Origin of the sequence: Salimicrobium jeotgali, assembly GCF_001685435.2 — a bacterium.
Taxonomy (GTDB): Bacteria; Bacillota; Bacilli; order Bacillales; family Halobacillaceae; genus Salimicrobium; species Salimicrobium album.
Genome location: NZ_CP011361.2, coordinates 83,116 through 108,485, shown reverse-complemented (window position 1 = coordinate 108,485; position 25,370 = coordinate 83,116). Strand labels below are relative to the sequence as shown.

Annotated in this window: 28 protein-coding genes, 1 tRNA gene and 2 pseudogenes; 15 read left to right on the top strand and 16 right to left on the bottom strand. The window is 38.0% G+C overall.

The annotated features are described in order from the left end of the window. Positions 1 to 49: 49 nt before the first annotated feature. From AAV35_RS00565 to AAV35_RS00535, 7 genes are all read right to left on the bottom strand, one after another. Positions 50 to 1,294, bottom strand: a complete 1,245-nt coding sequence (locus AAV35_RS00565; RefSeq protein ID WP_008591610.1) for an ABC transporter permease — start codon at positions 1,292 to 1,294, stop codon at positions 50 to 52. Beyond that, a complete protein-coding gene (locus AAV35_RS00560; RefSeq protein ID WP_008591612.1) occupies positions 1,287 to 2,225 on the bottom strand; it encodes an ABC transporter ATP-binding protein in 939 nt (312 codons plus the stop codon). Before AAV35_RS00560 ends, AAV35_RS00565 begins: the two co-directional genes overlap by 8 nt. 303 nt (positions 2,226 to 2,528) lie before the next feature. Continuing rightward, positions 2,529 to 3,056 (bottom strand): DUF2812 domain-containing protein, encoded by a 528-nt coding sequence (locus tag AAV35_RS00555; protein WP_008591614.1) that lies wholly within the window; start codon positions 3,054 to 3,056, stop codon positions 2,529 to 2,531. Further along, on the bottom strand, positions 3,053 to 3,394 hold the full coding sequence (locus tag AAV35_RS00550) for a PadR family transcriptional regulator (protein ID WP_008591616.1): 342 nt from the start codon (positions 3,392 to 3,394) through the stop codon (positions 3,053 to 3,055). Before AAV35_RS00550 ends, AAV35_RS00555 begins: the two co-directional genes overlap by 4 nt. 603 nt (positions 3,395 to 3,997) lie before the next feature. After that, positions 3,998 to 4,789 (bottom strand): class I SAM-dependent methyltransferase, encoded by a 792-nt coding sequence (locus tag AAV35_RS00545; protein ID WP_008591618.1) that lies wholly within the window; start codon positions 4,787 to 4,789, stop codon positions 3,998 to 4,000. Positions 4,790 to 4,828: 39 nt separating this feature from the next. Continuing rightward, positions 4,829 to 5,719, bottom strand: coding sequence for a hypothetical protein (locus tag AAV35_RS00540; protein ID WP_008591619.1), 891 nt, complete (start codon positions 5,717 to 5,719; stop codon positions 4,829 to 4,831). A gap of 26 nt (positions 5,720 to 5,745) precedes the next feature. Next, entirely contained in the window at positions 5,746 to 6,171 is a 426-nt protein-coding gene (locus AAV35_RS00535; protein WP_008591621.1) for an NUDIX hydrolase, read from the bottom strand. A gap of 368 nt (positions 6,172 to 6,539) precedes the next feature. Between AAV35_RS00535 and AAV35_RS00530 the strand changes: the two genes are divergently transcribed. The 3 genes from AAV35_RS00530 (at position 6,540) to AAV35_RS14255 (ending at position 8,081) form a co-directional block, all read left to right on the top strand. Beyond that, on the top strand, positions 6,540 to 7,091 hold the full coding sequence (locus AAV35_RS00530) for a recombinase family protein (RefSeq protein ID WP_008591624.1): 552 nt from the start codon (positions 6,540 to 6,542) through the stop codon (positions 7,089 to 7,091). A 300-nt stretch (positions 7,092 to 7,391) separates the two neighbouring features. Continuing rightward, positions 7,392 to 7,628, top strand: a complete 237-nt coding sequence (locus AAV35_RS14260) for a type IIL restriction-modification enzyme MmeI (RefSeq protein WP_156330902.1) — start codon at positions 7,392 to 7,394, stop codon at positions 7,626 to 7,628. Positions 7,629 to 7,928: 300 nt separating this feature from the next. Next, positions 7,929 to 8,081, top strand: a complete 153-nt coding sequence (locus AAV35_RS14255; RefSeq protein WP_008591629.1) for a hypothetical protein — start codon at positions 7,929 to 7,931, stop codon at positions 8,079 to 8,081. A 1,077-nt stretch (positions 8,082 to 9,158) separates the two neighbouring features. On the opposite strand, the gene AAV35_RS00510 is transcribed toward AAV35_RS14255, so the two are convergent. The 3 genes and pseudogenes from AAV35_RS00510 to AAV35_RS00500 form a co-directional block, all read right to left on the bottom strand. Further along, a complete protein-coding gene (locus AAV35_RS00510; protein WP_008591635.1) occupies positions 9,159 to 9,890 on the bottom strand; it encodes a phospholipase A2 family protein in 732 nt (243 codons plus the stop codon). 453 nt (positions 9,891 to 10,343) lie between these two features. Next, complete coding sequence (locus AAV35_RS00505; protein ID WP_040609694.1) at positions 10,344 to 10,538, bottom strand: hypothetical protein; 195 nt, start codon at positions 10,536 to 10,538, stop codon at positions 10,344 to 10,346. A gap of 333 nt (positions 10,539 to 10,871) precedes the next feature. Further along, positions 10,872 to 11,222: pseudogene (locus AAV35_RS00500) on the bottom strand (tyrosine-type recombinase/integrase); the annotation flags it as partial. 138 nt (positions 11,223 to 11,360) lie between these two features. Between AAV35_RS00500 and AAV35_RS00495 the strand changes: the two are divergent. The 4 genes from AAV35_RS00495 (at position 11,361) to AAV35_RS00480 (ending at position 14,438) form a co-directional block, all read left to right on the top strand. After that, positions 11,361 to 12,566: an ISL3 family transposase gene (locus AAV35_RS00495; protein WP_008591641.1), complete on the top strand. Its 1,206-nt coding sequence runs from the start codon at positions 11,361 to 11,363 to the stop codon at positions 12,564 to 12,566. Positions 12,567 to 12,766: 200 nt separating this feature from the next. Continuing rightward, the gene (locus tag AAV35_RS00490) at positions 12,767 to 13,270 is read left to right on the top strand and encodes an RNA polymerase sigma factor (RefSeq protein ID WP_008591643.1); all 504 of its coding nucleotides are present in this window, start codon (positions 12,767 to 12,769) and stop codon (positions 13,268 to 13,270) included. Further along, positions 13,263 to 13,754 (top strand): hypothetical protein, encoded by a 492-nt coding sequence (locus AAV35_RS00485; RefSeq protein ID WP_008591646.1) that lies wholly within the window; start codon positions 13,263 to 13,265, stop codon positions 13,752 to 13,754. Before AAV35_RS00490 ends, AAV35_RS00485 begins: the two co-directional genes overlap by 8 nt. Before the next feature lie 18 nt (positions 13,755 to 13,772). Next, a complete protein-coding gene (locus AAV35_RS00480) occupies positions 13,773 to 14,438 on the top strand; it encodes a YesK family protein (protein ID WP_008591647.1) in 666 nt (221 codons plus the stop codon). A 38-nt stretch (positions 14,439 to 14,476) separates the two neighbouring features. Here the strand turns inward: AAV35_RS00480 and AAV35_RS00475 are convergent, their stop codons facing one another. Then, positions 14,477 to 15,172 (bottom strand): hypothetical protein, encoded by a 696-nt coding sequence (locus AAV35_RS00475; protein WP_008591649.1) that lies wholly within the window; start codon positions 15,170 to 15,172, stop codon positions 14,477 to 14,479. An 825-nt stretch (positions 15,173 to 15,997) separates the two neighbouring features. On the opposite strand from AAV35_RS00475, the gene AAV35_RS00470 reads away from it, so the two are divergent. Then, positions 15,998 to 16,960 carry a S8 family peptidase gene (locus tag AAV35_RS00470; RefSeq protein WP_065757328.1) on the top strand — a complete coding sequence of 321 codons (963 nt, stop codon included), beginning with the start codon at positions 15,998 to 16,000 and terminating at the stop codon, positions 16,958 to 16,960. Between the two features lie 216 nt (positions 16,961 to 17,176). Next, positions 17,177 to 17,860, top strand: coding sequence for an N-acetylmuramoyl-L-alanine amidase (locus tag AAV35_RS00465; RefSeq protein ID WP_008591807.1), 684 nt, complete (start codon positions 17,177 to 17,179; stop codon positions 17,858 to 17,860). Positions 17,861 to 18,875: 1,015 nt separating this feature from the next. Here AAV35_RS00465 and AAV35_RS00455 read toward each other — a convergent pair. From AAV35_RS00455 to AAV35_RS00440, 3 genes are all read right to left on the bottom strand, one after another. Further along, on the bottom strand, positions 18,876 to 19,025 hold the full coding sequence (locus AAV35_RS00455; protein ID WP_073991972.1) for a YvrJ family protein: 150 nt from the start codon (positions 19,023 to 19,025) through the stop codon (positions 18,876 to 18,878). Between the two features lie 275 nt (positions 19,026 to 19,300). Next, positions 19,301 to 19,374, bottom strand: a tRNA-Cys gene (locus tag AAV35_RS00445). A gap of 1 nt (position 19,375) precedes the next feature. Next, entirely contained in the window at positions 19,376 to 19,621 is a 246-nt protein-coding gene (locus tag AAV35_RS00440; RefSeq protein WP_065757325.1) for a glutaredoxin family protein, read from the bottom strand. A gap of 188 nt (positions 19,622 to 19,809) precedes the next feature. On the opposite strand from AAV35_RS00440, the gene AAV35_RS00435 reads away from it, so the two are divergent. From AAV35_RS00435 to AAV35_RS00420, 4 genes are all read left to right on the top strand, one after another. Further along, positions 19,810 to 20,397 carry a sigma-70 family RNA polymerase sigma factor gene (locus AAV35_RS00435; protein ID WP_008591801.1) on the top strand — a complete coding sequence of 196 codons (588 nt, stop codon included), beginning with the start codon at positions 19,810 to 19,812 and terminating at the stop codon, positions 20,395 to 20,397. Next, entirely contained in the window at positions 20,390 to 20,596 is a 207-nt protein-coding gene (locus AAV35_RS00430; protein WP_008591802.1) for a hypothetical protein, read from the top strand. The genes AAV35_RS00435 and AAV35_RS00430 overlap by 8 nt, the downstream gene beginning before the upstream one ends. 65 nt (positions 20,597 to 20,661) lie before the next feature. Next, entirely contained in the window at positions 20,662 to 21,249 is a 588-nt protein-coding gene (locus AAV35_RS00425) for a hypothetical protein (protein ID WP_008591803.1), read from the top strand. Between the two features lie 26 nt (positions 21,250 to 21,275). Next, complete coding sequence (locus AAV35_RS00420; RefSeq protein ID WP_008591804.1) at positions 21,276 to 21,818, top strand: hypothetical protein; 543 nt, start codon at positions 21,276 to 21,278, stop codon at positions 21,816 to 21,818. A gap of 26 nt (positions 21,819 to 21,844) precedes the next feature. Here the strand turns inward: AAV35_RS00420 and AAV35_RS00415 are convergent, their stop codons facing one another. Then, positions 21,845 to 22,024, bottom strand: coding sequence for a hypothetical protein (locus tag AAV35_RS00415; RefSeq protein ID WP_040609753.1), 180 nt, complete (start codon positions 22,022 to 22,024; stop codon positions 21,845 to 21,847). Between the two features lie 448 nt (positions 22,025 to 22,472). On the opposite strand from AAV35_RS00415, the pseudogene AAV35_RS00410 reads away from it, so the two are divergent. After that, positions 22,473 to 22,727 (top strand): annotated as a pseudogene (locus AAV35_RS00410) (recombinase family protein); the annotation flags it as partial. 489 nt (positions 22,728 to 23,216) lie between these two features. On the opposite strand, the gene AAV35_RS00405 reads toward AAV35_RS00410, so the two are convergent. Then, entirely contained in the window at positions 23,217 to 24,503 is a 1,287-nt protein-coding gene (locus tag AAV35_RS00405; RefSeq protein ID WP_065757324.1) for an IS110 family RNA-guided transposase, read from the bottom strand. Positions 24,504 to 24,798: 295 nt separating this feature from the next. Between AAV35_RS00405 and AAV35_RS00400 the strand changes: the two genes are divergently transcribed. Beyond that, positions 24,799 to 25,368, top strand: a complete 570-nt coding sequence (locus AAV35_RS00400; RefSeq protein WP_008592023.1) for a hypothetical protein — start codon at positions 24,799 to 24,801, stop codon at positions 25,366 to 25,368. Positions 25,369 to 25,370 lie beyond the last annotated feature (2 nt).

Here is a 25,370-nt window from a genome sequence, read left to right as displayed (position 1 = left end):
TATAAGTCAATTATTATTTATGGCTTACGTAGATATTAATGAAATGATTCTATGCTCTTACCCACTTCCATATTTCTTTAGGTGTTGCATTCTTACCATACAAAAGAATACCAACTTCAAATATCTTTCCAGCTAGTTTAATCATTAGCCATACACTTATCATAAGTACCACAAGGGCAAGGCCGATTTCCAACCACGGCCAGTCCTCAAGCATAGCCATTCTCATAATTAATACAGCTGGGGAGGTGAATGGTATAAAAGATCCGATCGTAGCTGCCAAACCGCTAGGATTATTTAAGATAGGTCCAATAAATACAAAAGGAAGAAAAGGAAGCATCATTATGAAACCTTGAAAATTGCTTGATGAACTGATATCTTCCACTGTAGCACCAAACCCTACGAACAAGGCAGCAAACAGAAGATATCCTAAAATCGCGATAAACACCATAATCAGCAGTTCTGGCACAAATAAATATTGCAGGATCGGAACATCCTCCATTCGCCAGGCTGCTAAAGGTACTCCGAAACCCAACCAGATAATCACCTGACTTATCCCAAGACCAAAGTATCCGATAATTTTTCCTTGCATCAATTCATTAGGCTTCATAGATGACAAGACAATTTCTGAAACCTTCTCTTTCTTTTCCTGGGAAGCACTTTGAAAAATCATCATTCCTGTGAGTACGATGGCAATTAGAACGATCAAAGCAAATATTCCGGGAACAATGAGCTCTCCTTCAACGGCGCCTGATTGATCTGCGTCTCCAACTCCAGAAGCTGGGGCAGTTGCTTCAGATGTTTCAAACGATACTCCTGCTGTTATTTGCTGAAGTTGAGATTCTGTAAGACCTAACTGTTCGAATTGATAGTTTTGAATAGGCTGCCGTAATAACTGCAGCTGGGTAAAGAATGAATCCGTTACTTCTTCGCTCGTTTCTACTTTAACGACGCCACTTTGAATGGTATCTTCAGTTAAGGACACAAACGCTTGATTTTCCTCTTCCGTTACGGAACTTAAAACAGACTCCTTATTTTCTTCTACAAATTCGAGTTCCCAATTAATGGACTCCTCATTATTCACAAGTGCTTCAACCCTTGGCGCAAGTCCCACTTCGTCCTGTATAAATACTTTCATTGCTTCGGGATCATTGGAGCTTTCCGACCCTGAAAACAAACTTGGCAGGAAGGCAAACAATAGAAAAATGACTGGAGTCAGGAGTGTGGAAATGATGAACGATTTATTTGTAGCGTTCCGCTTATATTCCCATTTGGCAACTTTCCACGTATTACGCATGATTCACTCCCCCTCCACTCTTCATTAGATTTTTCTCTGTAGCGATCCCCACGAATATCTCATGTAAGGAAATCCTATCAATCGTCATTTCTTGAATAGAGGATTCCTTTGGAATGTGACTAATCCATGTGGGGATATGGACATCTTTGTCCAAATATAGTACCGTTTTACTTCCATCTCTCTCAACATTTTGCACAGATGGAAGACTCGTAAAGAGAGAAGCTTCATTTTCCCCGATAATTGTACACTTGTAATTTGAATATTGCTCCTTGACCTCTTCCATACTTCCTTTAATAACCGTTTTCCCCTTATGTATAAGCAGTAAGTCATCCGCAATTTCTTCAATAAGATTCATTTGATGAGAAGAAATTAAGATAGCAGTACCATTGTCAGCCAGTTGTCTTATCTCTTGTTTAAACACATCTTGACTCACTGGATCCAGCCCAGAGAATGGCTCATCCAGAATTAAAAGTTCAGGTTCATGAATGATTGAAGCAATAAACTGAGCCTTTTGTGCCATCCCTTTTGATAACTCTTCAACCGAAACTTTGTCTTTTCCTTCCAAGCCAAACTTCTTCAAATAATCAAGCGCTCTGGATTTAGCCTTCTTTTTTGGATAATCTTTCAAATCTGCAAAGTAAAGAATAACATCCATGATTTTTACATTTTTGTACAAACCTCTTTCCTCAGGTAAATAGCCCACTTTCTCATGAGGAACTCCATGTTTTGGATAATCTTGATACTTTACGCTTCCTTCGTCCGGCTGCATAATTCCCATCATGCTTCGAATAGTCGTCGATTTACCGGCACCATTCGGGCCAAGGATAGCGGTTACCATTCCTCTCTTAACGCTAAAAGAAATATCCTTCACAATTTGTTTATTTTTATAGGACTTTCCGAGTTTTTCAACAGACAGTAGTGTTTGTTGCATTTTGATCTCCCTTTCTTTTTCTCTCTATAACCATTTACATATAAAATAAGAAATTCATTTCATAATTTCCATTATTTGAGTGTTGAATTTCATGTTATTCTCAAAATAAGAGCTCGTCCGTAATGCAGATAAGAGTTATATTTCGAACCTTATTGAAAACAAATGGTACATCGAAAGCTTAAAAAATCTTCCTCCAAATAACTTTATTATCGTTCACTTGCTCAACCATCTCCGTCAGCCACTTTTCTTCCGCTTGATCCTGCTAGTAAAAGAACAATCTGAATATCCTTTACTTCATTTTCCTCATCCTTTTTTCAATTTACTCAATTTATATTGGTACCCTACATACGGCATACCCGAGAATATGAATACGATCATTGTTAGAAAGCCTGACCAAATCAAAACCTCTCCCATGATGCCTGTAATACTTTCCAAATTTCCTAGGACAAACAGAAGAATCGTAGCGATCAACGAAGGCAAGGCAACCCGGCCAGTCCTCTTTTTTTCCACTTCGTATTTGCCCAGTGTTGTCTCGCGGTCTGAGTAGATCGGTTTGGTGCCTTCCGCAGCTGAAAACACGTGTATGTAATCCACCTCACTACACACATGAGTCCAGCCCGCCTGGTCGAAATAAGCGAAGTATTCGTCATCTGGATTCTTGTTATAATCGACCGCAAATGACAGGTCCTGCGCCTCCCCTTTTTTCAACAAAAAACCGAACGGAGCGAATCGGTCCAACACCCACCCTTCTTTCGCGTAAGATCTTAATTTCGCCATATCCTTCTCTTCTCCAAAAGCAAGACCCCTCGACATCACGTATTTCTTTTTCATCCTGATTTGTCACCTTTCTGATTCATTACTTGTTTCGCATGTACAATCATGCGTTCTCTTCTTTGAATATCTTTTTCCAACATCTGGAGTCCTATGTTGGTGGCAATGTACGTCTTTCGTTTTCCTTTTCCATCTCCATACAGTTCAATCAATCCAGCCGATAACAGCTTCTTAATGGTCGTGTACATAGACGCTGGACCGATCGAAAAACCGCCTTCTGTCAGCTCTTCGATGTTTTGCATGATCAAATACCCATGCCTTGCTTCGACAAGCGACAGCAAAATATAAAAGGATGTATCGGTGAGCTCACCTGTCTCTAATGAGTCATTTCTCGCCATATTCATGCTCCTTATGTTTTGTATCATTAAATGATATATCGTTTAATAGACTATATCATTTAATGATATAAAAGTCAATGTGTTTCCAGGAACAATTTCCCTTATTAGCCCCACCATCAGAAAAGGTTTGCCATTCATCTGCTACTTAGTGTTGAGATTCCCATGAATTTGGTCGACTTTTTACAACACCACTACTTTCACTTTTATAGAACCTATTATTATGGCTAATCCACCGAACAACTCTAATATATATTTGGGTGGTAAAAACATTGGTTCAATACCATTGTTTGATTCATTTTTATAGGGACCGCTGCGAAACAAACAGCAAATACATAAAATCTTATTAAACAGAAAAACCCGCTACTTGAAATAGCGGGTTTGACAATTTATAGAGGGATATTACACCCATCGGGGTTATTCGTCTGATAAATAATTCCAACCCCAATAATTTATCTCTCGGGACAGAATAACGATAAGCAATTGAATTTTTTCAGGAATTCTAAAACGTTTCTAAACAATTGCCAGTTTGACCCCTTCATAAAGGGGAGCCCTTGTTATAGAAGCGCCCCAAATAGTGGAAGACTCGAATTTGAGATAATTATATTATTTTCTACCGAGCTTTACGGATACATTTACAGTCTCTCTAAACTCACCAGAGGAGGAAAACTCCAATAATGACTGTTTGACCTCCTTTTCAAATTCCTCAACTTTATTGCCTAGAAACCGTCTTGCTCCATATGAAGTTGAGTATAAGTTTCCTAGAATTGACTCAATCGTCCAATTGATTTCATATGTAGGTAAAGTGTGTATTTCGACTTCAAATTTTGAATTTGATAAGACTTCTTCGTGACTAATAACTGGGTGGTTATAGGTGGATTTTCCAGCTCTCCGTTCTTTCCCATACCATTTTTCTATGAGTTCACTCAGGTTTTTTTGCCAAGGTTTTAGCGATTTATTTGGATCATAATTATCAATGATAGCCACTCCACCGCCTTCATCAATCAAGTCATATAACTCCTCTAAAACCCTGGCTCTGTCCATCCAATGAAAAGCCTTTGCTATTGTCACAAGGCTAAATTGGTCATTATGTGATTCTTTATAATGTTCTAGCGTTCCATTAAACCACTTAATTTGCCCTATCCTCACCTGTTGGTGAAGACGTCTTGCCTCATTTATCATTTCCGGCTCTGTATCTATCCCTACTATTTTGTTAGTCCAATCCGAGAATCTTATTGTGAGTTGACCTGTGCCACAACCTAAATCGAGCAGGTTTTGTTCACCATTAAGTGCAAACTCCTCCACTAAAAATCTTATCAGGGATGATGGATACATTGGTCGATATCTTGAATAATAACTTGCTGCACCTTTAAACACATCTGTTCCATACTTATTCAAATCTACTCCCCCTCCGATGACTTAATTTTGTTTTCAAGTCTATTTTTTATTATTCTTATTAGCATATATTCTGCCGTACGGACCAGCCCAGGGATGTTCTGAATGAATTTCACTAAGCAGATACTTTATAGCATTTTCTACTTCAAGGACTTTATTGCTAGCTTCTGAGTAAGTAATTTCTTTCGATTTTTTGATGGTATGAATATATTCATTTCTTAGTGTTGCTATTTCCTGAAGTTTATTTGCTTTTTTATATCTTTCATTATGATAATGTTCTAACACTGCTCCATATAATTTGTTCAATGGTGGCGAAGGCATCTCCATTAACAAAAATTTTATATCTGGATATTTTTTAATTAAGAATTCTTTGATGGCTAATTCAGCTGCAATTGCTGCTTCTATGATTTTCTGCTTCGGATTAACCTCTTGTCTCGCTCTGTGAAGGTGTTTTAAAGCAACAAATGGTTCTTCTCCATTATCTAAATAGGTTTGAATGTGGTGAGCAGATTCAGAATTTAATGATGCCCCTTGGATTATTCGAATATTAGGGTTATCAAAGACAATGTTAGGTTCCCATCCTCCAAAATCAATAGCAAACAGTGCTTTTTTCACCTTTAACCTCGGGTATCCGAATTCCACATTTAGTGAATATTGAATATGATCTAGTAATTTATCGAGGGCCCTTCTCATTCTAAAAGTATTTTCTTTCATTTCTTTTACTAAGTCTGGCTTTAATTCTTCGAAATTTTCTGCTGTTACCGCAACTTTAAAAGAAAAAGATGTTTGAGCTTCCATTAGGGATTCTGAGGGGGTAATTATAATGTTATATAAATCTGAACCTTGGGGAACTGCAAATTCAAATTCTTTCTTTTCGTCTTCATCATAAGGAATTTCTATCTCGTAACTTTCAAGTAAACGAATTAAACTCATTATGCCACTCCTTATATCAGTTAGAGCTAATCGAATATTAAACTTAGGTAGTCTCCATGACCTCTTATTAAGTTGGTTTCAGATAAAGATGATATCCAAAAAAATTTAAACATAAGGCCTTCTTCTTCTCCGCCGCCGGTTGGTTTGTAATGCCACTGATCTCTCTCTTCTGTAACATTTATCTTGTAGAAAAATCGGTTATGTATAGCTCCATCATCATTTCTCCACAAATCATCAACTAATAATTTTTCAACTGTGAATTTTTCTAAGCCAGTTTCCTCTTTTATCTCTCGGATTACAGCATCGTAAGTATCTTCTCCTATCTTTACTGTACCTTTAGGAATTTGAATTCCTGCTTCCTTAATAGGATGTTGAAATACTAACACTTGAGGCTTTCCATCCCTATATCGTATTACATATCCATACGCTTTTTTGACAGGTTCTATTGACATCTTCTCCTCCAATAGTTTCGGAAGTATTCGCATTCTTAATTTTACATTTATTGTATAATAATGTCACTACAAGATAATATCTCGAATTCAAGTCTTCAACTAACCTGCCCTTTACTTGAAAACTCAGTTTCGAGATAATTCCCATTAAAAAAGAATTTGGCTTGCAAGTAATGTAATTCTTTCAAATGGTTATATATTACATTTTATCAATTCGAACACTAAGGATCATTAGAATATTAAATATTCAGTAATCTATTTCGAATAATTATTGGTCAAAACTTTGAAGTTTTGACACCGATGAGCTGATGTGGTTAAATCAGTAGATAGAACGGTGTCATAACTTATGGTCAGAAATGAGGACGTTTTTCATGAAATTTGGATACGCGAGAGTGTCTACGAGAGGCCAAGATTTGGAAGGACAGATCCAGGCACTTCAAAATGAAGGATGCGAAGAAATTTATCAGGAATTTGTCACGGGGACGAAACGGGAAAAGCGCAAAGAGTTCAATGAACTAATCAATCGATTAAGTGAAGGAGATACACTGGTCGTAACGAAACTGGACCGGTTTGCTCGTTCAGCGAACGATGCGACGAGTATCATTGAGGATTTATTCGAACGAGGGGTACGGGTGCACGTATTGAATATGGGGATTATTGAAAACACACCGACCGGCCGCCTGATATTTAATATCATGACCTCTTTCGCGCAATTCGAGCGTGACATGATCGTCGAACGGACCCAGGACGGAAAAGCCCTAGCCAGAAAAAGGCCGGACTTCCGCGAAGGTCGGCCGAAAAAACATAGTAAGAAGCAGATCGATCATGCGCTTCAGTTGTTGGAAGAGGCCTCATACCGAGAAGTGGAACAAATGACAGGGATAAGTATAAGCACGTTGAAAAGAGCGAAGAGACTTCAATAATATAATTTCACTCCTGAAAATATACTGAAGTTTAGTGAATTTATCCTAAGGTGAGCGCAACGCCTCTTCTAAATGACAATGATCTCCTCTATACGACTCAGTTTCTTCATCAAATCATCTACCATCAGGTGTCTAAGTATATTTATCCTTACTCCAAATTACACTCTAAGCTTCCTCATCAAAATCACTTCTTACTTGCTAAACGTTCTTCATAATGCCTCGGTTCTCCTAGTCGTTTTCTCCTTCTTCCATGGTAGAATGAAGTCGCAGATTGTCTATTTTTAGGAAAGGCGGGTTTATATGATCAGTTGGAATGAAATACGTTCACGTGTTGTTTCGTTTTCAAAGGAATGGGAAGATGCCGCGAATGAAAGTGCGGATGCAAAGTCATTTTGGGACGCTTTTTTTTACGTATTCGGAATATCAAGACGTCGCGTGGCAACCTTCGAGCAAAGTGTTAAGAAAACAGGGGGAGAACAAGGGTACGTTGATTTGCTATGGAAAGGAATACTTCTCGGACAAACCAATAGAAGCTGAGGGTGGTACCACAACCATCAAAGACACCATAGCTGATGATAAAGAACCTATCGATTCTCTAAATAATCTTCATAATTTCTCATTGCAGGAGTTCTTATTGAACATAAATCTGTATAACGCATGGGAAAATTTATCTACCAAGCAAAAAAAATAATCACGTTAAGTTATCAATACAATTTGATCGACAAGGAGATTGCTGAGTTAATTGGCGAATCAAAACAAACTATCTCCTATAACCATAAAAAAGGTATTCAAAATCTACGGGCTTCTGTTTCAAACTAATTTTTTGGAGGTACAACTATGAAGACAAAAGAAACCTTATACAAAGAAGTTGTAGATAGCTTTGAACCAAAGATCAATAAGGCGTTGAATAATACTTCCTCTCAAGATAGAGAAGATATGGAGCAAGAGATAAAAATTAGAGGTCCCTGGTTTTGTAGAATTCTTAAATGAAGAACAATAATTATAAATGTTCTCTATTAAATGAAAATCTGCTGTTTTCATCCAAAATCAAAATAATATTAAAGATTTATCAGAAACCTTTTGAACAACCCAAAGTGAAAATGTACTACCTTTTCAAAAGCATCTCTATAATAAAAGGTGCTTTTTAGTTTTCAATCCTTGCGAAAATATAAATATGCAATAAAACAAAATCGTAATCTTACAAAGAAAAGTCTTACATAAAATTACTAATTATTATATTGGTGAACGAGCATCAAAAACATTGAACAAATTTCAAGAGGATAATATTGCAATTTTTGATTTTAATCACAGTAAATACTATAGTTAGAAAAAGTAGGTGGTATATCCATTTGTTGATTAATTATAAAATGAATAACTGGAGGTAAGAGAATGGCTAAAAGTTCGTGGAAAAGCTACACATTTCTTATATTGAGTGTGCTGGTATTCTTCACATGCATCGCATTTTTCGTTTTTGGTTTTGCTAATGGTAACCAATCGTTGTTAAATTTCATGTACTACTTACTTTTAACCTTGGGTATAACTTCTGTAATCATGGGTGTTTGGAGCTTTATATCTAAATTGGCATGGAAAAAAACAACTATTTCTGCATCCATCCTAACGATTATAAATTTCTTTATATTTTCATTCTTTTTCTAAAAAATAAATAATTTTATAGTTGGGGAGTTTAGATGAAACGGTTTACTTGGTTAAGTTATGGATCCATATTATTAAGCATAATTCCACTTTTCCTTTTTTATGGAGCCATACACTTCTATTTTAAAATCGATTTTACTATTTTATTAATAATAACATTTTCATTTCTGATTCTTTCTATTATATGTGGCTCTATTGCTTTATTTAAGCGCACTGAAAGAAATCCACTAGCTATTATAGCAATACTAATATCAATAAGTGGTGGTGTAGTTATTGGATTTCTTTTAATGATGGCCCAAATGTAGTAACTCTCATAAAAAGTCACTGAACTAGAAAGTATGTCAAAAAAGCCAGAAGACCCTCCAAGGATCTTCTGGCTATAGTAATACTTATCGAAAATTCAGTAATTGTATATTAAAAATAACACCCATCGTTTGTTGCTTTAACTCTCATCCCAGCGCCCATCGTTGAATCTCCTGGACAAGAATAACGGCCAAGACAATCAAGAATATCTGCATGGCAACCACAACGGTCATCACCACGTTCAAGGCAATTATCGTGGTTAAAGCAACAAACATCACACGTGTTTACAACAGCTCCACCACCAGCATCACGATTTACCCCACAATAGGAACCACAATAGTTATATTCAACTCCTTCAAATAGACAACATGGTTCAACACCAAATGGTGGGTTTTCCAAAAAACAAGCCGCAGCCGCAGTATCCTGAGCCTCTACACTTTCTTCAAAACGCTTTGCATCTTGAAATTCTGCAATTTTATCCGGCATATCATAACCTTCATCTCTATATTCAGATACTGTCAATTCACCATTAAGATATTTTTCATGATGATATTTCTTTTTATCAAGATTATATTCCCAAATTTTTTCTGAAAATTCAACAGTATCATTGTTGTGATCTTTAGTTTCTACTACTAAAATTTGCAATTTTTCACTGACATAGTAATATGAAGCCAACAATTTAAAATAGAGCTCTCCATCTACAATAAAATCGGTAATGGCAATCGTTGGTGTTAAAGACTGGCTCTGACCGGATTTATGATACACCAATTCACTTTCTTTCAAAGCTCCAGCCACATTCTTGGCTTCCTCCAAAGTCACGAATCTGCTTCTAGTTTGATTCATTATTTTTCCTCCTACAATAATTTGTCGGTAGCTAACCGATAAACAGGTGGCCATTGACTCGCCCTGTACTTTATAAAGAGGAGGATCATACCAAATAGTCAAACGATCATAGAAGCTTAGTTAAAGGACAAAATTTGAACTATCAAATTAAGAAAGAAAAAATGAGTATAATTACTCCATAATAAATCAAAATAATGCCGCACCTGGTTCTCAATAGCACTATACATATACCACATAACAGCCGCAGGTAATGCTTAACAAACGTCATAATCTCAATAGTCATACTGTCGAAAGGTAAGTATCTAGATCACCAAAAGAGCTATTAAGCTGTAGAGCTCCATGTAGCAGAGAGCTAAAGGGAAAAAAGAAGAGGCAATAACCCTCTCAGACTACCCCATAAAATGTAGCTAGCAGGCTCCGCCCATAATATAAGGGCGATGAACCTGTATCCCCCTAGATTTGTTTTTTCAACTTCTTGTAGTAAGGTAAAGATATTCCCATTCTTTGTATGATTTCCTTTCGTTGAACACCTTTGTCCAGTAGTTTCTTTAACTCAGCTACTTTTTTGATTGTTTTGTCACGTTCTTTTTCGAGATATTGTTTTCGAGCCATATCACCACGCTCACGACGTCTTTCTTCCTGATACAACCGATTCCTCTTTCTTTTCCTTCTGCGCTTCTCAGGGCCGTCTATGACCGTCTGTAGCTTCTTCATTTCTTTCGAACTTATCTCTAACCAATCGATGATTTTGGAATTCCGAAGATTTTATCCAGCACCAGGATAGCCTTTATCAATAGCTATTTGATTAGCTTCTTTGCTATTACGTGCCTTCCAGGCTTTTTCAGCACTCCTTGTGGCCCTTTCTACCTCTTTTAAGGGTAAAGCTGTAAATTAAGCGACATAGTCTGGTCCAGTGCCTGTGAAGGGTCGCTTGTATAACAACAGGACCAATAAAAATAATAACTATAGTGTATTGAACCTTTAAGCAAACACTTCCCTCCACCTTAAGGTGGAGGGAAGTGTTTGCGTCCCAACGTCATCTCTATCTAAAAATGCAGCTGCATCCGCAAGGATCCGATAAGCCTGTACTGTCGTTATCGGCTTGCCACCTTTCTGCGATGGAAACAAGTAGTCTTCCTGTCCTTTCCCTGCGATATAATCGTCTATTTCTCCCCGTAACGCTCGCACATCCACCTCTCGCTTTTTTTCCGATTTCTGTTCAATGAGATTAAAAAAATCGCAATTCCGTACGTGAGAGACTTTCAGGCGCAGAAGATCACTGATTCTCAACCCTGTGTTGATTCCCAAGAGAAACAACATCACGTCTCTCCTTGCTTTTGTTTCATTCTTTTGGCTCTACAATATTTGTTGGGGTATCAGAAAAATTCAGCATAAAAAACACACAAGCTCCTTTATCTTTTACACTTGAATTGACGAGCCCCAAGAAAAAGATAGGAGTTGTGTGTATATATGCATTCTACCATGATGATTCCAGGATTTGAAGGTGTGGAAGTGAGGAAGACGGAGGAACGGGACGGGTGTTTGTACCTTCATGTTCAGATGCCGAAAACAACTCACGTTTGTCCTTCCTTTCAGGCTAGAACCCGTCGGGTTCATGACTATCGGCTGCAGAAGGTCCAACATCTCAAGTGGTTTGAACGCCTGACTCACCTTTTCTATCGTAAACGACGGTATGCCTGCGCATGTGGGAAAAAGTTTGCGGAACAGAATTCTCTAGTTGAGCGTTACCAGCGCCATTCGAAAGAATGGAACCAGGCCTTCGGCTTCAGGCTCATCCATGGCAAGAACTTTAAAGACCCAGCCCACCTGTTTCATACATCGCCCAATACCGCCGTCCGGCGCTTTAATCGTATCTCGGCGTCTCACCTGAAAGAAGTGGAGGAGCTTCCTCGCGTAATTGCGATTGATGAATATAAGGGAGATACGGACCGGGGCACGTATCAGGTCATCATCGCTAACGCGGATACCGGGGAACCGATTGATATCCTACCGGACCGGTCGGCCGAGACCGTTAAAGACTATCTGAAGAAGAAAAAGTCGAACGTAGAGTGTGTCGTCATGGACATGAGCTATGCCTTCAAGTCGGCGGTGAACAAAGCATTGAATAACCCCATCATCGTCGCCGACCGTTTCCACTTCTGCCGGTATATCAACTGGGCTGTAGACCGTGTAAGGAAGAGAGTCCAGAAGGACTTTCATGATTACGACCGCAGAAAGTGTAAGAGGATGAGACATATCTTTCACAAACCCTATGAGTCCCTGTCGGATAAACAGCGATGGTATCTGGAAAGATACCTCCACCTGTCTTCAGAATTGAAAGTGGCTTACCAATTAAAAGAGGCGTATCAAACGTGGTTTGAGATAGCAAAGCAAGGAGAGATCAAGCAAGTGAAAGAGAACCTATATGCCTTTTATGATCTTGTGGCTTCCTCAGGGATGAAAGAATTCATGGCCGCGGTGGATACGTTCAGAAACTGGCAGACCGAAATCATGAATAGTTTTATGTTTGATTACAGCAATGGCTTCGTGGAAGGGTTGAACAACCAGACGAAAGTATGGAAACGGAATGCCTTCGGCTTTCGCCGGCACGACCGGTTACGGGCCCGCATTCTGATGCATCACCAATTCAAGCACGTAGGGAAAAACATAGGATAAAGGGGCAGAGGAAAAGATCCTCCACCCAACAATTGACTTAGAACCTCCTTCGAAAGTGACTATTCTTTGCTTTTTTGTTTATTGGAAAATCTATCTTTTCTCAAGTAATGATTCATGGTTAAAATAATAATTTAAGTGCAACTTTTTTTTTACAAAACCGTCCTCTATTATGAGAACGTTAGTAAGGAGTTCTTATATTGGTGAAATCGAAACCCTTCCAGTATTTAGAAAGTATTTATGAAGAACATTACTACGAGTTAAGACGGTATTTAGCAAGGATGACTGGCAGTCAAGAAGAAGCAGAGGACATTATTCAGGAGCTGTTCACGAAAATAATAACCAAACCCAGTATTATCTCGGATGTTCGTTCACTTAAAGGATGGCTAAAAGTAGCAGCACGAAATACCCTTTTGGACCGATACAAAAAGAAAAAACCTAGCTTATTAAAAGAAGGGGACATGATAGAAGATTTGTTAATCAATAATTCTTCACCTGAAAAACAGCTCATAGTAGATACCCAGCTAGATTCTGTGCTCGCTACTCTGTCTAAAACGGATAAATCTATCATTCTTGCTAAAGAACATTATGGTTACGAGTATAAAGAAATAAGTGAAATGTTGAATATTAATATTTCTACAATCAAATCACGTGTTTTTCGAGTTAAGAAAAGGTTAATAAAAGCGAGGAATGATTTAGATGAATGAACATGAAAGGAAAATTCATAAACTTTGTCAGGAATTAATTCCAGTTTTTGATGAATTAGACGCAGAAACACAAGAGATAATCAACGAGCATGTTCAGTATTGTTCTATATGTGACAACATGCTCGATAAGTGGGATTTTTTGAATGAATCAGTAGGAAGCACGGAAATCAATGTGGGCAATGACTTTGAAATTAAGCCTCTAAAGAAGTTAATCCATATAAATAGAGGCTTACGACTTTTGGTGATCTTAGTGAGGGTATTAGTGCTTTTTGTTATATCTTTTAACACTCTACGTTTCCATGAGTCTGGGGATGCGTTAGCTCTACAAACCTTTCAATCTGCAACCTTTTTATTTTATTTACCGGCAGCCATTTTTTTATTAGTTTTCACATGGATGTTCCTAAATAAGAAATGGTTCCTTTATTCCCTGGTAGTGGATTTAGTGATTTTAATGGCTACTTGGCAATTTCAACTATTTTATTAATTCTAAGGAGGAGATTGAATGTATTCAATAATGGCAAGTGGGCTATTTTTTGGTTTGTTGGTTTTCAGCTTCTTTTTTATCATTTCAAAATTTAAAAAGCAGTATTACTTGGCCCCGTTGCTGACATTTATAACAGCTTTAACCATTGTTCTCTATAGTCTTTTCTTTGTAAGAGGATTTGAAGGGATGGGGTATGTATTTCTAGCAGGGGGAATCTTTCTAATTAGTGTATTGGGAACGGTAGCATTACCTCTATTGATTAAATCATCGAAACTCACCAAGGTGTCGATTGGAGATAAAATTGGTCTTTTCGTACTACCGGTAGTCTTTATTACAACTATATTCGTTGTAACTCCAAATGATGGAGAGGATTATTGGATTAATGATCAAGGGCATATGCGTGTTCAAGAAGGCACGTATAATCACTATAGTGTTTCAACAATTTCAGAGGGAAACAAAGAAATTTTTTTAAGACTTAGCAAAGAATATATCGGTAAGAAGATTGAAGTTGAGAAGATTAACCAAAATGAAAACACAGAAGTCGTTGTAAATATAGTTGAGGATGAAAACAACCCCGCCAAGTCCCCATTCATTTATATAGGCCTTGATGAAATCAATGAACCATTAACCGTTCGTACCACAGAAGGGAAAGAATTTAAGTCAGGCCCTGAAATGGCTAATTAATAGAGAAAATACCCCCCCAATACCTGGGGGGGAGGGTTTTAGCAAGTACAGCCTTCTTCTCTTGGGAACCAGGACATCAGGATAGTGTGCAACGCAACAGGAGCATGTAACACGTTTGCGGCGGCGCAAGACTTCAATCTGCAATCACATCCGCAATCATTTGTGCCGAAGTTGGCCCAGCAGTTATCGTGTTCCAAGCAACACTGATCGTAAGGGCCTTGAGGAACCCCTCCGCCTGAAGAACCGCGAGTCCCACAATCGGCACCGCAATAATTAAAACCTGGATAACAGCCATCATACCAAGCTGAAGTAGAAACCTCGTCCTCTGACCTCAATTCTGCGCTTAGAAAATCTTTAGAAAGACGTTCTGAATAAGCTCCTGTGGTTTCTACCACATCACCTTCATTAATTCTAAATATAACAGCCTGATTTTTACTCTTGTCCCCTTTGGCACCATACATATCCTCTTGAATTCTCTCTGCAGAAGTTGATTCTTGGTAGTATACAATCTTCTCCGACTCTAGCTCCACCAGAAGAAGTTTCAAATTAGTATTGTCTCCTTCTAATTCATAATGGACTTTGTGCCCGGACCGTACCTTAGCTTGTTTACTATCAGAATGCATAGCTTTTGCGATTCTTTGGAAGTTTTCACTTTTTTTTAGTTTATTTACGAGTTTTTGATTTTCTTGTTCATTTAGTTCACGATCATATTGGAGATTAGTTTGTGGAATCATTTTAACACTCCTCGATAAAATTTTAAGACTCTTAATATGGGCAACCGCAAGCTATGATATTACCGCTAGCATCGAACGCTGTCCTACAGTCTGGGTACATACAACAATCTCTACTGTTCCCACATATAAGTTGCGTCTCTACAGCTTCTTCTTTTTTTCCGAAGTCGTCTTTCTTATTTTCGCTCATAAGATTCCTCCTTTTCTTTTGGTGTACTAATAAAGAGGAGAAGAATTCAAAAAATCAAAACCACTTATCATTTTTGTGAATTTATTCTATTTTCAATTTTTTCGGTATTAAAGTCTGAAAGGAGTCAAAAGTAAAATAATAATATACTTTTACAGGAGTAATAAATATAGTTTTACATACCAACAAGAAAATGTAGGAACTACTTTTTTCTCGATTGTAATTCAAGTAACTCTCTTCACGACTTCTTTCCAGTCCAACTGTGTGATATAAACCGAAACTTACTTCTACTTAAGGAAAAATAGTTTTTACACCTTCTAACCCTTTCACAAAACCAAATCCCCCTATTCTAAATACGTTGGATGATCGCGCCGTTACGCTATCACTCAAGTGTATTCGTTCATTCGCGGTCAGAAAAGTAGTATAACGGATTAGTCGGCGGTCCACGGCACGATTCATCTCCCAATATATCCTCATGAGGAACAGTTTTCGTGAAGGATATGAGCCACGAAATTCATGCTTGATTGGTAGAGAGGGACTACCTTATGAAATGCGCAGGATATTTTCTCCGAGAGCCGTTTGTCAAATGGCTTTGTTAACTCTCTTTATAAAACAATCACCTATCAATGGAGGTTTTTTATATGAGTACACAAAAAATTACGTTACCACCAGTATCAAAGCAAAGAACAGAAAATATAGGAGAGGATTTACCGCCTAACATCCTTTCAGTTGGAGCAAAAGCGAAATGGCAAAAGGGTTATTACGGAAAAGGTGTAGTTACTGCAATTATTGATACGGGCTGCGACACGAACCACCCAGATTTAAAGGAGGGGATCATCGGGGGGCATAATTTTACAGAAGAACATAACAGCGATGCCTCCATCATAGAGGACCTGAACGGTCATGGGACCCATGTGGCTGGAACTTTGGCTGGAGCTATTAACAAAACAGGAATCGTAGGGGTAGCTCCCGGGGCAGATTTACTCATTCTAAAAGCATTAAACAAAGAAGGAACAGGTTCTATACAAGCCCTGATTAAAGCGATCGACTACGCTATTGATTGGCGGGGTGAAAACCAAGAACAGGTGCGTATTATTTCCGTTTCCCTTGGATTGAAAAAACATAATGAAAAGCTTCATAAGGCCATTAAAAGAGCTGTCAACAACGATATTATCGTTGTTGCATCCTCCGGTAATGATGGGGATGGCAGTCTAAAAACAGATGAATTTAGGTATCCCGGTGCCTATAAAGAAGTGCAACAGGTAGGAGCCATCGACAAAGACCATGCTCCAGATGTAGCTTATTTCAGCAACACGAATGATGAAGTGGATGTATATGCTCCTGGAGTGAGCATTTATTCAACATCCTTAGATGGGGAATTTCGATCTCTATCGGGAACATCGATGGCTACCCCCCATGTGGCGGGAGCCGTGGCCTTATTAATCGAAGAATATGAATATATACTATTTCGAAAACTCTCCACAGAAGAAATTATGGCTGTCTTGAGGGAGCATACCACCCCTGTACGCGTCGGAAAAGAGAGAGTCATTAGGTCGCTCCAGCTTGACCAGGAACACGTTCTTGAAAAGAAAGAAGATAAGTAAATACCGTTTATTCGGGCAAAATGTACACACATTATATTTTAGAAAAAATCTTCAAAAAAGGTAACCGGTCACTCGGTTACCTTTTCTCCCTTGTTTTCTATAAGTTTTACTTATAATCAACTCTTGCAGCTTATTAAGCATCAGGCACGATTCATTAAATTGCTAGGACAGTTACTAATTAAAGTATAGAAGAAAAAGAGGAGGTTCAAAATACACATGATTATTGAAGATTTCATTCCAAAAGCAAACACTAACAGACCCGGCAACCCAATACGGCCGTCACATATCACAGTTCATGAAACAGCTAATACCGATGTAGGAGCCAATGCTCAAATGCACGCGAATTATTTAAAAAGTGAAGAGGCGCAAGAACGTGAAGTTTCCTGGCATTATACAGTAGATGATTCTAAAACGTACCAGCACCTTCTAGAGGACGAAATAGGTTGGCATGCCGGATCGGAAGGAAACAAAAAATCTATCGGAGTTGAACTTTGTGTAAATAACGACGGAGACTTTTTTAAGACACGAAACCGTGGGATTAAACTCATTCGTTTGCTCATGAGGAAATGGGATATTCCTCTTTCCCGTGTTGTCCCTCACTACTATTGGACAGGTAAGGATTGTCCGGCCCAATTACTTAACGAGTGGTCAATTTTCAAAGATCAAATCGCTGACCGTAGTGAAGGGCCTTCCATTGTAGATAAGCCAATGCTTGAGGTCATTACGGAAGAGTTATGGGTGTATGACGAACCTGATTGGCAATCTAAATATGAAGTCGTTCAGGAAGGAGAAATTTTCACAATTGTATCTGAATTAACGGTTAATGGCTCGACAATGTACCAGTTAAAAAGCGGGTTATATATTACCGGTAATCGTGATTTTGTGAAACGTATATCTTGAAACTGAATAAGAGAGCATGACTATTCTTTGTCCTTTCATACCACTATATGTTTGGTTCCAATACGGCCCAATGTACGCTTAATAACTAATAAACGAGTATAACGTTATTGACCGTACGTTGAAGTTACGGAGTGTTAACAATATGCTATATAAGTTGAACTAGTGTTTTATAGCCTCACACATAAATGATCGATGACCTCTTCACGGTGATGTTGCATATCTTGCAGGAACTACCGGACCGCGTATACCCGAAAAGCCGGACATATAAAGCTTAAATTCAACTTATATAGTAAAACTTTTTTTCACCTTCTTGAGGGATTTCACCTTCATCACGCCCTAGATTCTTTACCTTTTTTTATCATTACAAAGAAATTGGCAATCGATGAAAATCTGCCAGTTTCTTTTTTTAGTGTGCTTGGTATAAATACGTTTGCAAGACAAAGTGAAATCTAATACTGCTCGAATGTAGGACAATAAATATAGCAGTTATGCAGGGGGCATAGCTCTTACTCAGAGGGGAGTCTTATAAAGGTTCTGGCTAAGAGAAAAGAAGTTTTCTATAGGAACAACCAGGGATGTTCTGGTGAATCGTAAGAAGTCAGACGAATTCATAGTAGACCCTGCTACGGATGGATTATCTACTAAGATATCAGCTATATGAAAAGATAGACGCAGTATATAGGCCGATGGCTCCGAACTTTTGGAAATTAAATATCCCCAAGCATAAAGCCTGGGGACGGACGAATACAAAGAAAGGAGACGGGCGTATTGCCTGCAACCATATTTTTCATACAGTGATTCAGAATAATAGTCTTGAAAAGGTGAGATTGAAGAGTTTTCAAAAACTTATCAAAAAAGCAAACGTAACTTATTGAACCGTGCTACACGAAAACGTACGTACGATGGTGAGAGAATGAAAGCGAATCACCTTTTCTACTCAGTGTCGCATTACGTAATAATGCTACTCGATTTTCCCCTTCTAATTACCTTATAGCAGGCTTTCCCTACAAAAAGTTCATTTTTCTTTCCGAGTTTCCGCGAGTAACTTTATAACCACTTGTTCTAGTTGGTTGAACTTTCTTTCCAGCCGCATGAGCAAAAATAGGGTTACGACAATTGGAAAACCTAAGTTTCCAATTAAATCTATCCAAAACGAGGATTCCATGTAATATCACTCACTTTTCAATAATTGTACTCAAATTTTTATTCGGCGTTTTCCTTTTTCTCTCGCCAATATCGCTGGATCTTATTGGCCGCATTATGAATATCTAATAAAGATTCGTATATTAATGTTTTCTCCTCGGCCGTCAAATCTGGATGGTCCAGCATTTTTGACATCGAATAACTTAAACATCTCGAATCACAAAAACATTGAAATAAATTAGAATTCACAGAACTCATGTAAACACTTCCTCCTTGTTAGAGAATATATGTTTTATTTGGAGGCGGTACTCGGAATCGAACCGAGGTTCAAGGTTTTGCAGACCTTCGCCTTACCTCTTGGCTATACCGCCCCTAAGTTAATGTTTTTAATAAGTCGTCTTCCTTGAATCCTACGAAATGTTTCTCTGTACCATTTGGATATTTGATTAAAATAAATGGAATAACATTCACGTTGTACGATTTTATTGTATTTATATTTTCCAATTTATCTACATCCATGTACTCATAATTAAAACCATTATCCTTCAACCATTTCTTTGCGTTTTCGCAATGGATACACCGAAGTGACCCGTATAGATAAATTTTTGGTTGATTCATTGTTTCACCCCCTTTATTTTGTTCTTTTATATAAAGAGAATACATTTACTGAAAGTCAAAACGTTTAAAAAGCGTTAAAATTATGGGAACGTACGTTCCTTTTTATTATGTAAATTTTTGACTAATGGGGAACTTCATTCTCTTTATAAATAGAAAGTGCATACACGTAATATAGGAGGTGAATGAAAGTGGATTTAAAAAACGTATTTTCAAATGAACACATTGCTAAAATGAAGGAGCCAATTATACAAAAATTCCTTCAAGATGAAACTCATCGTCACTTATTAAAAAAGTATGTTAAGAATCCTACATCACACCACAGAGAGAATTTAGACAAAGCTTTTAAAGATTATTATAAGAAAGTTAAAATTGTTACCTATTTAAACAAGCTTATTTACTTCTTTTCTATTGATTATGATAAAAAAGTATCGAATTACACTAATAGGTACCATTTATCTTTGGATGCCCCTCTTTTTCAAGACGAAAATTCCTCAACTCCAAAAGACAATTTAGTAGATAAAAGAATTAAACCTAATGACTTACCCTCGACCCACTCTCTTTCTGAACGCCTTGTTAACTATGGATTGTATTACGCTTGGTATAACGAGCTCACGCCAAAACAGCGTACAATCCTTTCACTTATTTATGAATTTAATTATTCAAATAAAGATGTTGCGGATTTCTTAAATGAATCTAAACAAACGGTATCCTACAACCATAAAAAAGCCTTAGGAGAGCTTCGATCTGCTTTTGATAAGGAGGATTTTTATGTGTGATTGTTTAAGAAAAGAAAAAAAGTTTAATGAAGTGGTTAATGATTTTGAGCCTAAAATAAAGAAAGTACTCATTAATACGCCTTTTCAAGAGCGTGAAGATTTAGAGCAAGAATTAAAGATGAAGATATATCAAAAAATAGAAACATTAGATGAAATAGAAGCTCCGGGTTTTGTAGAATTTTTACACGAATTAACTTGAATTTTGACTCCTATTAAGCTCTTCTCTCTTTGTATAAATGAATCACAAAAAAGGAGTTGAAGATAATGGAAAATAGTTTTAAGCAAGTTGCTTTATCCAATGTGAGGTACAATCCAGATCTCCACAGAGCTCAGGTAATTTCTGAAAACGACGAATTAGCTGAAGAGATTCTTTCTCACAAAGAGGTAAAATCGTTTAGGAGTAATAATGTGCTAGATTTGGATAACATTATGAAAAATGAATACGCCGAATCAGACACTTACTCAGTCACAATACCTGTTGTAACTAAGGATGAAAAAATTGTAAAGTTTCTGATAGCGTACGTAAATCCTAAAAGTGAGACCACAACCAATAAACTATTAACAATCAAAAAGAACCAAGACTCCACAACAACTTATGTTATCTCAGACTTGGATGGAACAAATCAGTCCCAAACTAGATTAGATGTAAATTTTAACAAAGTTGATAGAAAAGAAACAAAATTAGTCAAATCTCAAGGTTTTGTAGATTGTATTCAAGAGGAATTTAATGCTCTCCCTTGGTGGTTAAAAGCTGCTTGTACAGGAAGTTGCGGCACCTGCTTTGGAATAGTTGGCCCAGCTTGTGCAGCATGTGCTGGGTGCATCGGTGGAAATGCTCGTTTCTGTCTCTAAAAACAATTGAAAGGAAGCTGATAAATATGGATTTTATTACAAATAATGAAACGCTTCACTTTGAAATTAAAGTGAATTCAGACAATAAACTTATTGAAAAACTTAGAATGCAAAACGAAGTTCAAAAAGTATTAGAAACAAATAATGTAGATTTTGAAAAAGGGGTTATAAACCTATACAAAGGGATTGCAGGATTTAATGTAATGTTTCCAATTCCTTTTACCAACGCTTATCTAGTAGCATATTTTAATGAAAAAGTCCAGTTTGTGAATGTGAAAGTCATGAAATTGAAACCAAACGAATCTCAATTGGAAATCTCTTTTAAAGATGTAAATACTGGGGTCGAGGCAAAAGGAATTTACCAAAATGGAAAATATATTCGAACAGAAATAGTTAATGATTCTGATCAAGTTTATACAGAAGGACTTACTCAGTGTGTCGAAGAAGGTTTTGAAAGTCTCCCATTTGCGCTAAAAGCTTTTTGTAGTGCTGCATGTACTGCAATTTGGACAGGAGCTGGCGCAGCTGCGTGTGCTGGGTGCTTAGCTGGATTGGGTATCCATTGCTAATATTAAAAAAAGAAGCCAAATCAAGATTACTGATTTGGCTTCTTTTTTTGTACGAAGTTACTAGCTATTATTAATAGTATTCCGATTATTGTAAATGTCCAGCCAATATTAATAATCAGAGTAGGATAATCAATTATATTTATTACATCTATTACTCCAAATGAAAAAAATAAGATGCCTAGTATCTTAAGAATGTTTTTATTCATTGTAGTACCTCCCTTAAAATTCATACTTATCAAATTTTATTTAATATACAAGAGAAGAAATAAAATGCTGGTTCTTATATGAAGTTAGCTAACTAGCTAACATATAAAAAACGCCGTGTGAATTTCATGGTATATTGAAGTTACCACTAACTCTTAATAGACAGAATGAGTTCGCATGACGCAATCTAACAATATCACATTAACACGTAAGGAAAAACACTTATCTTATTCAAAATGGTTTCAAATCGCTATTTTGAAGCAAGAAAACTATTTAAATCAGTATTACCAGTATTTCGAAACGCGATCCACGAACCACCAATAAAATGAGATGAAGCACAAAACGGTCGAACAGCTTAAACGTTAAAAGCAAAAAGGAAAGATCTATAATTACTATACTAAAGTGTATGACGCTGATGGTGATGCCAGACAAACATCAACTAAACTGTGACCAACGGGACAACTGATTTTTAATATTATGACCTCCTTCGCACAATTCGAGCGTGACATGATTGTCGAACAGACCCAGGACGGAAAAGCTCTAGCCAAAAAACGACCGGACTTCTGCGAAGGCCGGCCGAAAAAATATAACAAGAAGCAGATCGATCACGCGCTTCAGTTGTTAGAAGAAGCCTCGTACCGAGAAGTGGAACAAATGACAGGGATAAGTATGAGCACGTTGAAACGGGCAAAAAGACAAGTTTAGAAATAAATTCTTATCAAAAATAGAGTTCTTAACTTCGCGCTAAAAACAATACTTTCCTTTTGAAATATTTAACCTCTCTTTGCAAACACATGTCCTCCCTCTTTAAATTAACGTTTTCTTAGAATTTCATCGTTTTTCGTCCATTTCCTTTTGACTTATAGAAGTATATGGTGGTGACCGGAACCTTTATATGAAAATAAAGGGGTTATTTGGAATTTGGGTGTGACACCAACCAGACATCCATGGATGTTTTCCATGAAATGGGTGTGAATCGTATAATCGCACCTTGGATCTCCACGTTACACATGGCGGTGGACCCTCCCACGTCTCTCGGCGTCTACGCGCGCAAATTCCTTCGTTCGACCTGACCATGGTGGATGCCGGAAATGCTCCTTTTGTGGGTCAATGCCCTAACGGTGAAAATATTGACCGGCTTCTCCGTGCTTCTATTGGTTGAAAGGGGACGTACAACGAATGATTCCGTTCTTCTTATACAGCTTCCTGTAAGCCTGAAATGCCGGGGATATCCCGGATCATGCGCGTTTCACTGAAGGTACACTTCCGTGTCCCTAAGACATAAAAGATTTTCACGAGCTTGCGACTCAGAGCGACAAACGACTGCTTCCCTGTGAGGGGATTGGTTGCCCGGTACCGATAGTGTTCATGGAGTTTCCGGAATGCTTCATTGTGACACGAGAGAGGACGCGCGACCTGAAACAGTAAGCTCCGCAGTCGCTTTCTCCCACGTTTCGTAATCGTCGTCTGGCCTTTGAATGTGCCGGACTGGTTCAACTTCAGATTGAGTCCCGCTAATTTAATGATTTGGCGTGGATCTCTGTAGTTGGCCAGGTCTCCGACTTCTGCGAAGAAACCGGCTACCGTCAAAGCACTGACACCTTTGATAGCTATCATCTGATCAGCACCAGGAACGTGAAGAACGAGTTCTTCGAGTTGTGCTTCAAGAGCGACGAGACGTTCTTCGATTCGCTTGTACTGATCGATCAGATAACGGAACTCCTCACGAGCCATGCGCAAGCCGACGGTGAGACCGACACTGGTTTCAGCCGCCTGCTTCAACGCCTGGATGCGCTTGATCCCAACCGCCCGTTTGGCAGCTGTCTTCACTTCTGCCAGTAACGCTTCTTCAGAAGCCTGACGAATGTCTTCCGGGAGGAAGCCTTTCTCCAACAGATGGAGCGCTGCTTTCCCGGTCCAATCCTTGAACACCTGGAGAAACTCCGGAAAGTAACGATCCAGGGCATTCTGCATCTGTGCTTTGATGGAAGAGAGATCTTCCTGCATGATGTCGTAAACTTTCATGCCTTCACGCAGTTCCGCATACACATCCTCGGGTAGCGTCGGTTCGTGGAACCGTCCGTCCCGGACGATTTGAGCGATGACTTTCGCATCTTTCGTATCGTTCTTCGTCGGGGAATCGTCGTCCATCTCTTTGAACCGTTTCACCTTCATCGGATTAACAACCACGGTGTGAATCCCGCGGGCTTTCAGGTGGTAAGCCAGGTTCAGCCAGTAATGACCGGTCGGCTCCATGCCGATCACGATATCGGGACGGTCATGTTCCTCGGAAAGATCTCTTACCCAGGACAATAGTTCCGAAAAACCGGGCATTGTGTTGGCAAAGACCAGCCGTTTAGCAAGGTCCCGGCCACGATCATCGACCACCCGCGCGACGTGTTTGTGTTTAGCTACATCGACGCCAATAATAAGGGTGCGATCATTCATTTGCGCTAAGCGCTGATTTTGTGTAAAATCCATAGGGAAGTCCTCCTTCGGTACTTAATTCGAGGTCATTGCAATGACACTCTCCATCGTACCAAGGGGGCTTCTTTTTTGCATCTGGCTTCTACTCCGATTTATCCTCACATTTTTCCCTTACAGGAATGCTCCTTTTCAATTTCTAATAAAAGACGCATATACTAAAGATACTAGATTGTTTAGAACCTATAGGAGTGATAATCTTTATATTAAGATTATTAACATTTGTTTACTTTGATACTTCAATCATGAATACTGCGTAACCAAATAGATATTATTATAGTAGGTGTTCCCTTTGAAAAAGATACGAAGTAATGTTTGGTATCTAATATTAGTTTTTTTTGGCTTACCAATAGCAATTACCACTGTAATAGTTTTTTGTACCGATGGAATCTTAGAAGCTACACTAACTAAGCGTATAATGACTGTTTCTAATTATCTTTTCACAGTTTCAAGCTTGATAATAGTTTTTGTTTTGTATCGAAATCTCAATCCCTCCGATTATCATAAGGATGCTCAAGAACAAAAATACTTAGATGAAAATAGTATAGATGATTTATATTCTGCTTCAAGAAAAATAAAATACTGTATTAAAGAACAAGAAGTTGAAGGTTTAGCTGAGAATTGCAGTACTGTAAGTCACGTTTATAATTCACTTAAAAATCATGAAAACGACGTTGTTCTAAAAGCTTACCAAAACCACTTAAAAAATCTCTGCCATCTTATAAATAAAAATAATTTAATTAGTATTGGCCTTGAAGGAGATTTTAAAACGTTTCAAAGTATTCCTAAAAAGAATAAAACTAGCATATGGAGAAAGGCAGATGAATTAGAGAGGTACGTAAAACGCATAAAAAGGGGGTAACA

Coding starts and splice junctions, on each gene's coding strand:
- AAV35_RS00565 (WP_008591610.1), bottom strand. CDS start 1,294: ATGCGTAATACGTGGAAAGTTGCCAAATGGGAATATAAGCGGAACGCT.
- AAV35_RS00560 (WP_008591612.1), bottom strand. CDS start 2,225: ATGCAACAAACACTACTGTCTGTTGAAAAACTCGGAAAGTCCTATAAA.
- AAV35_RS00555 (WP_008591614.1), bottom strand. CDS start 3,056: ATGAAAAAGAAATACGTGATGTCGAGGGGTCTTGCTTTTGGAGAAGAG.
- AAV35_RS00550 (WP_008591616.1), bottom strand. CDS start 3,394: ATGGCGAGAAATGACTCATTAGAGACAGGTGAGCTCACCGATACATCC.
- AAV35_RS00540 (WP_008591619.1), bottom strand. CDS start 5,719: ATGAGTTTAATTCGTTTACTTGAAAGTTACGAGATAGAAATTCCTTAT.
- AAV35_RS00535 (WP_008591621.1), bottom strand. CDS start 6,171: ATGTCAATAGAACCTGTCAAAAAAGCGTATGGATATGTAATACGATAT.
- AAV35_RS00530 (WP_008591624.1), top strand. CDS start 6,540: ATGAAATTTGGATACGCGAGAGTGTCTACGAGAGGCCAAGATTTGGAA.
- AAV35_RS14260 (WP_156330902.1), top strand. CDS start 7,392: ATGATCAGTTGGAATGAAATACGTTCACGTGTTGTTTCGTTTTCAAAG.
- AAV35_RS14255 (WP_008591629.1), top strand. CDS start 7,929: ATGAAGACAAAAGAAACCTTATACAAAGAAGTTGTAGATAGCTTTGAA.
- AAV35_RS00510 (WP_008591635.1), bottom strand. CDS start 9,890: ATGAATCAAACTAGAAGCAGATTCGTGACTTTGGAGGAAGCCAAGAAT.
- AAV35_RS00495 (WP_008591641.1), top strand. CDS start 11,361: ATGCATTCTACCATGATGATTCCAGGATTTGAAGGTGTGGAAGTGAGG.
- AAV35_RS00485 (WP_008591646.1), top strand. CDS start 13,263: ATGAATGAACATGAAAGGAAAATTCATAAACTTTGTCAGGAATTAATT.
- AAV35_RS00480 (WP_008591647.1), top strand. CDS start 13,773: ATGTATTCAATAATGGCAAGTGGGCTATTTTTTGGTTTGTTGGTTTTC.
- AAV35_RS00475 (WP_008591649.1), bottom strand. CDS start 15,172: ATGATTCCACAAACTAATCTCCAATATGATCGTGAACTAAATGAACAA.
- AAV35_RS00470 (WP_065757328.1), top strand. CDS start 15,998: ATGAGTACACAAAAAATTACGTTACCACCAGTATCAAAGCAAAGAACA.
- AAV35_RS00465 (WP_008591807.1), top strand. CDS start 17,177: ATGATTATTGAAGATTTCATTCCAAAAGCAAACACTAACAGACCCGGC.
- AAV35_RS00455 (WP_073991972.1), bottom strand. CDS start 19,025: ATGGAATCCTCGTTTTGGATAGATTTAATTGGAAACTTAGGTTTTCCA.
- AAV35_RS00440 (WP_065757325.1), bottom strand. CDS start 19,621: ATGAATCAACCAAAAATTTATCTATACGGGTCACTTCGGTGTATCCAT.
- AAV35_RS00430 (WP_008591802.1), top strand. CDS start 20,390: ATGTGTGATTGTTTAAGAAAAGAAAAAAAGTTTAATGAAGTGGTTAAT.
- AAV35_RS00425 (WP_008591803.1), top strand. CDS start 20,662: ATGGAAAATAGTTTTAAGCAAGTTGCTTTATCCAATGTGAGGTACAAT.
- AAV35_RS00420 (WP_008591804.1), top strand. CDS start 21,276: ATGGATTTTATTACAAATAATGAAACGCTTCACTTTGAAATTAAAGTG.
- AAV35_RS00415 (WP_040609753.1), bottom strand. CDS start 22,024: ATGAATAAAAACATTCTTAAGATACTAGGCATCTTATTTTTTTCATTT.
- AAV35_RS00405 (WP_065757324.1), bottom strand. CDS start 24,503: ATGGATTTTACACAAAATCAGCGCTTAGCGCAAATGAATGATCGCACC.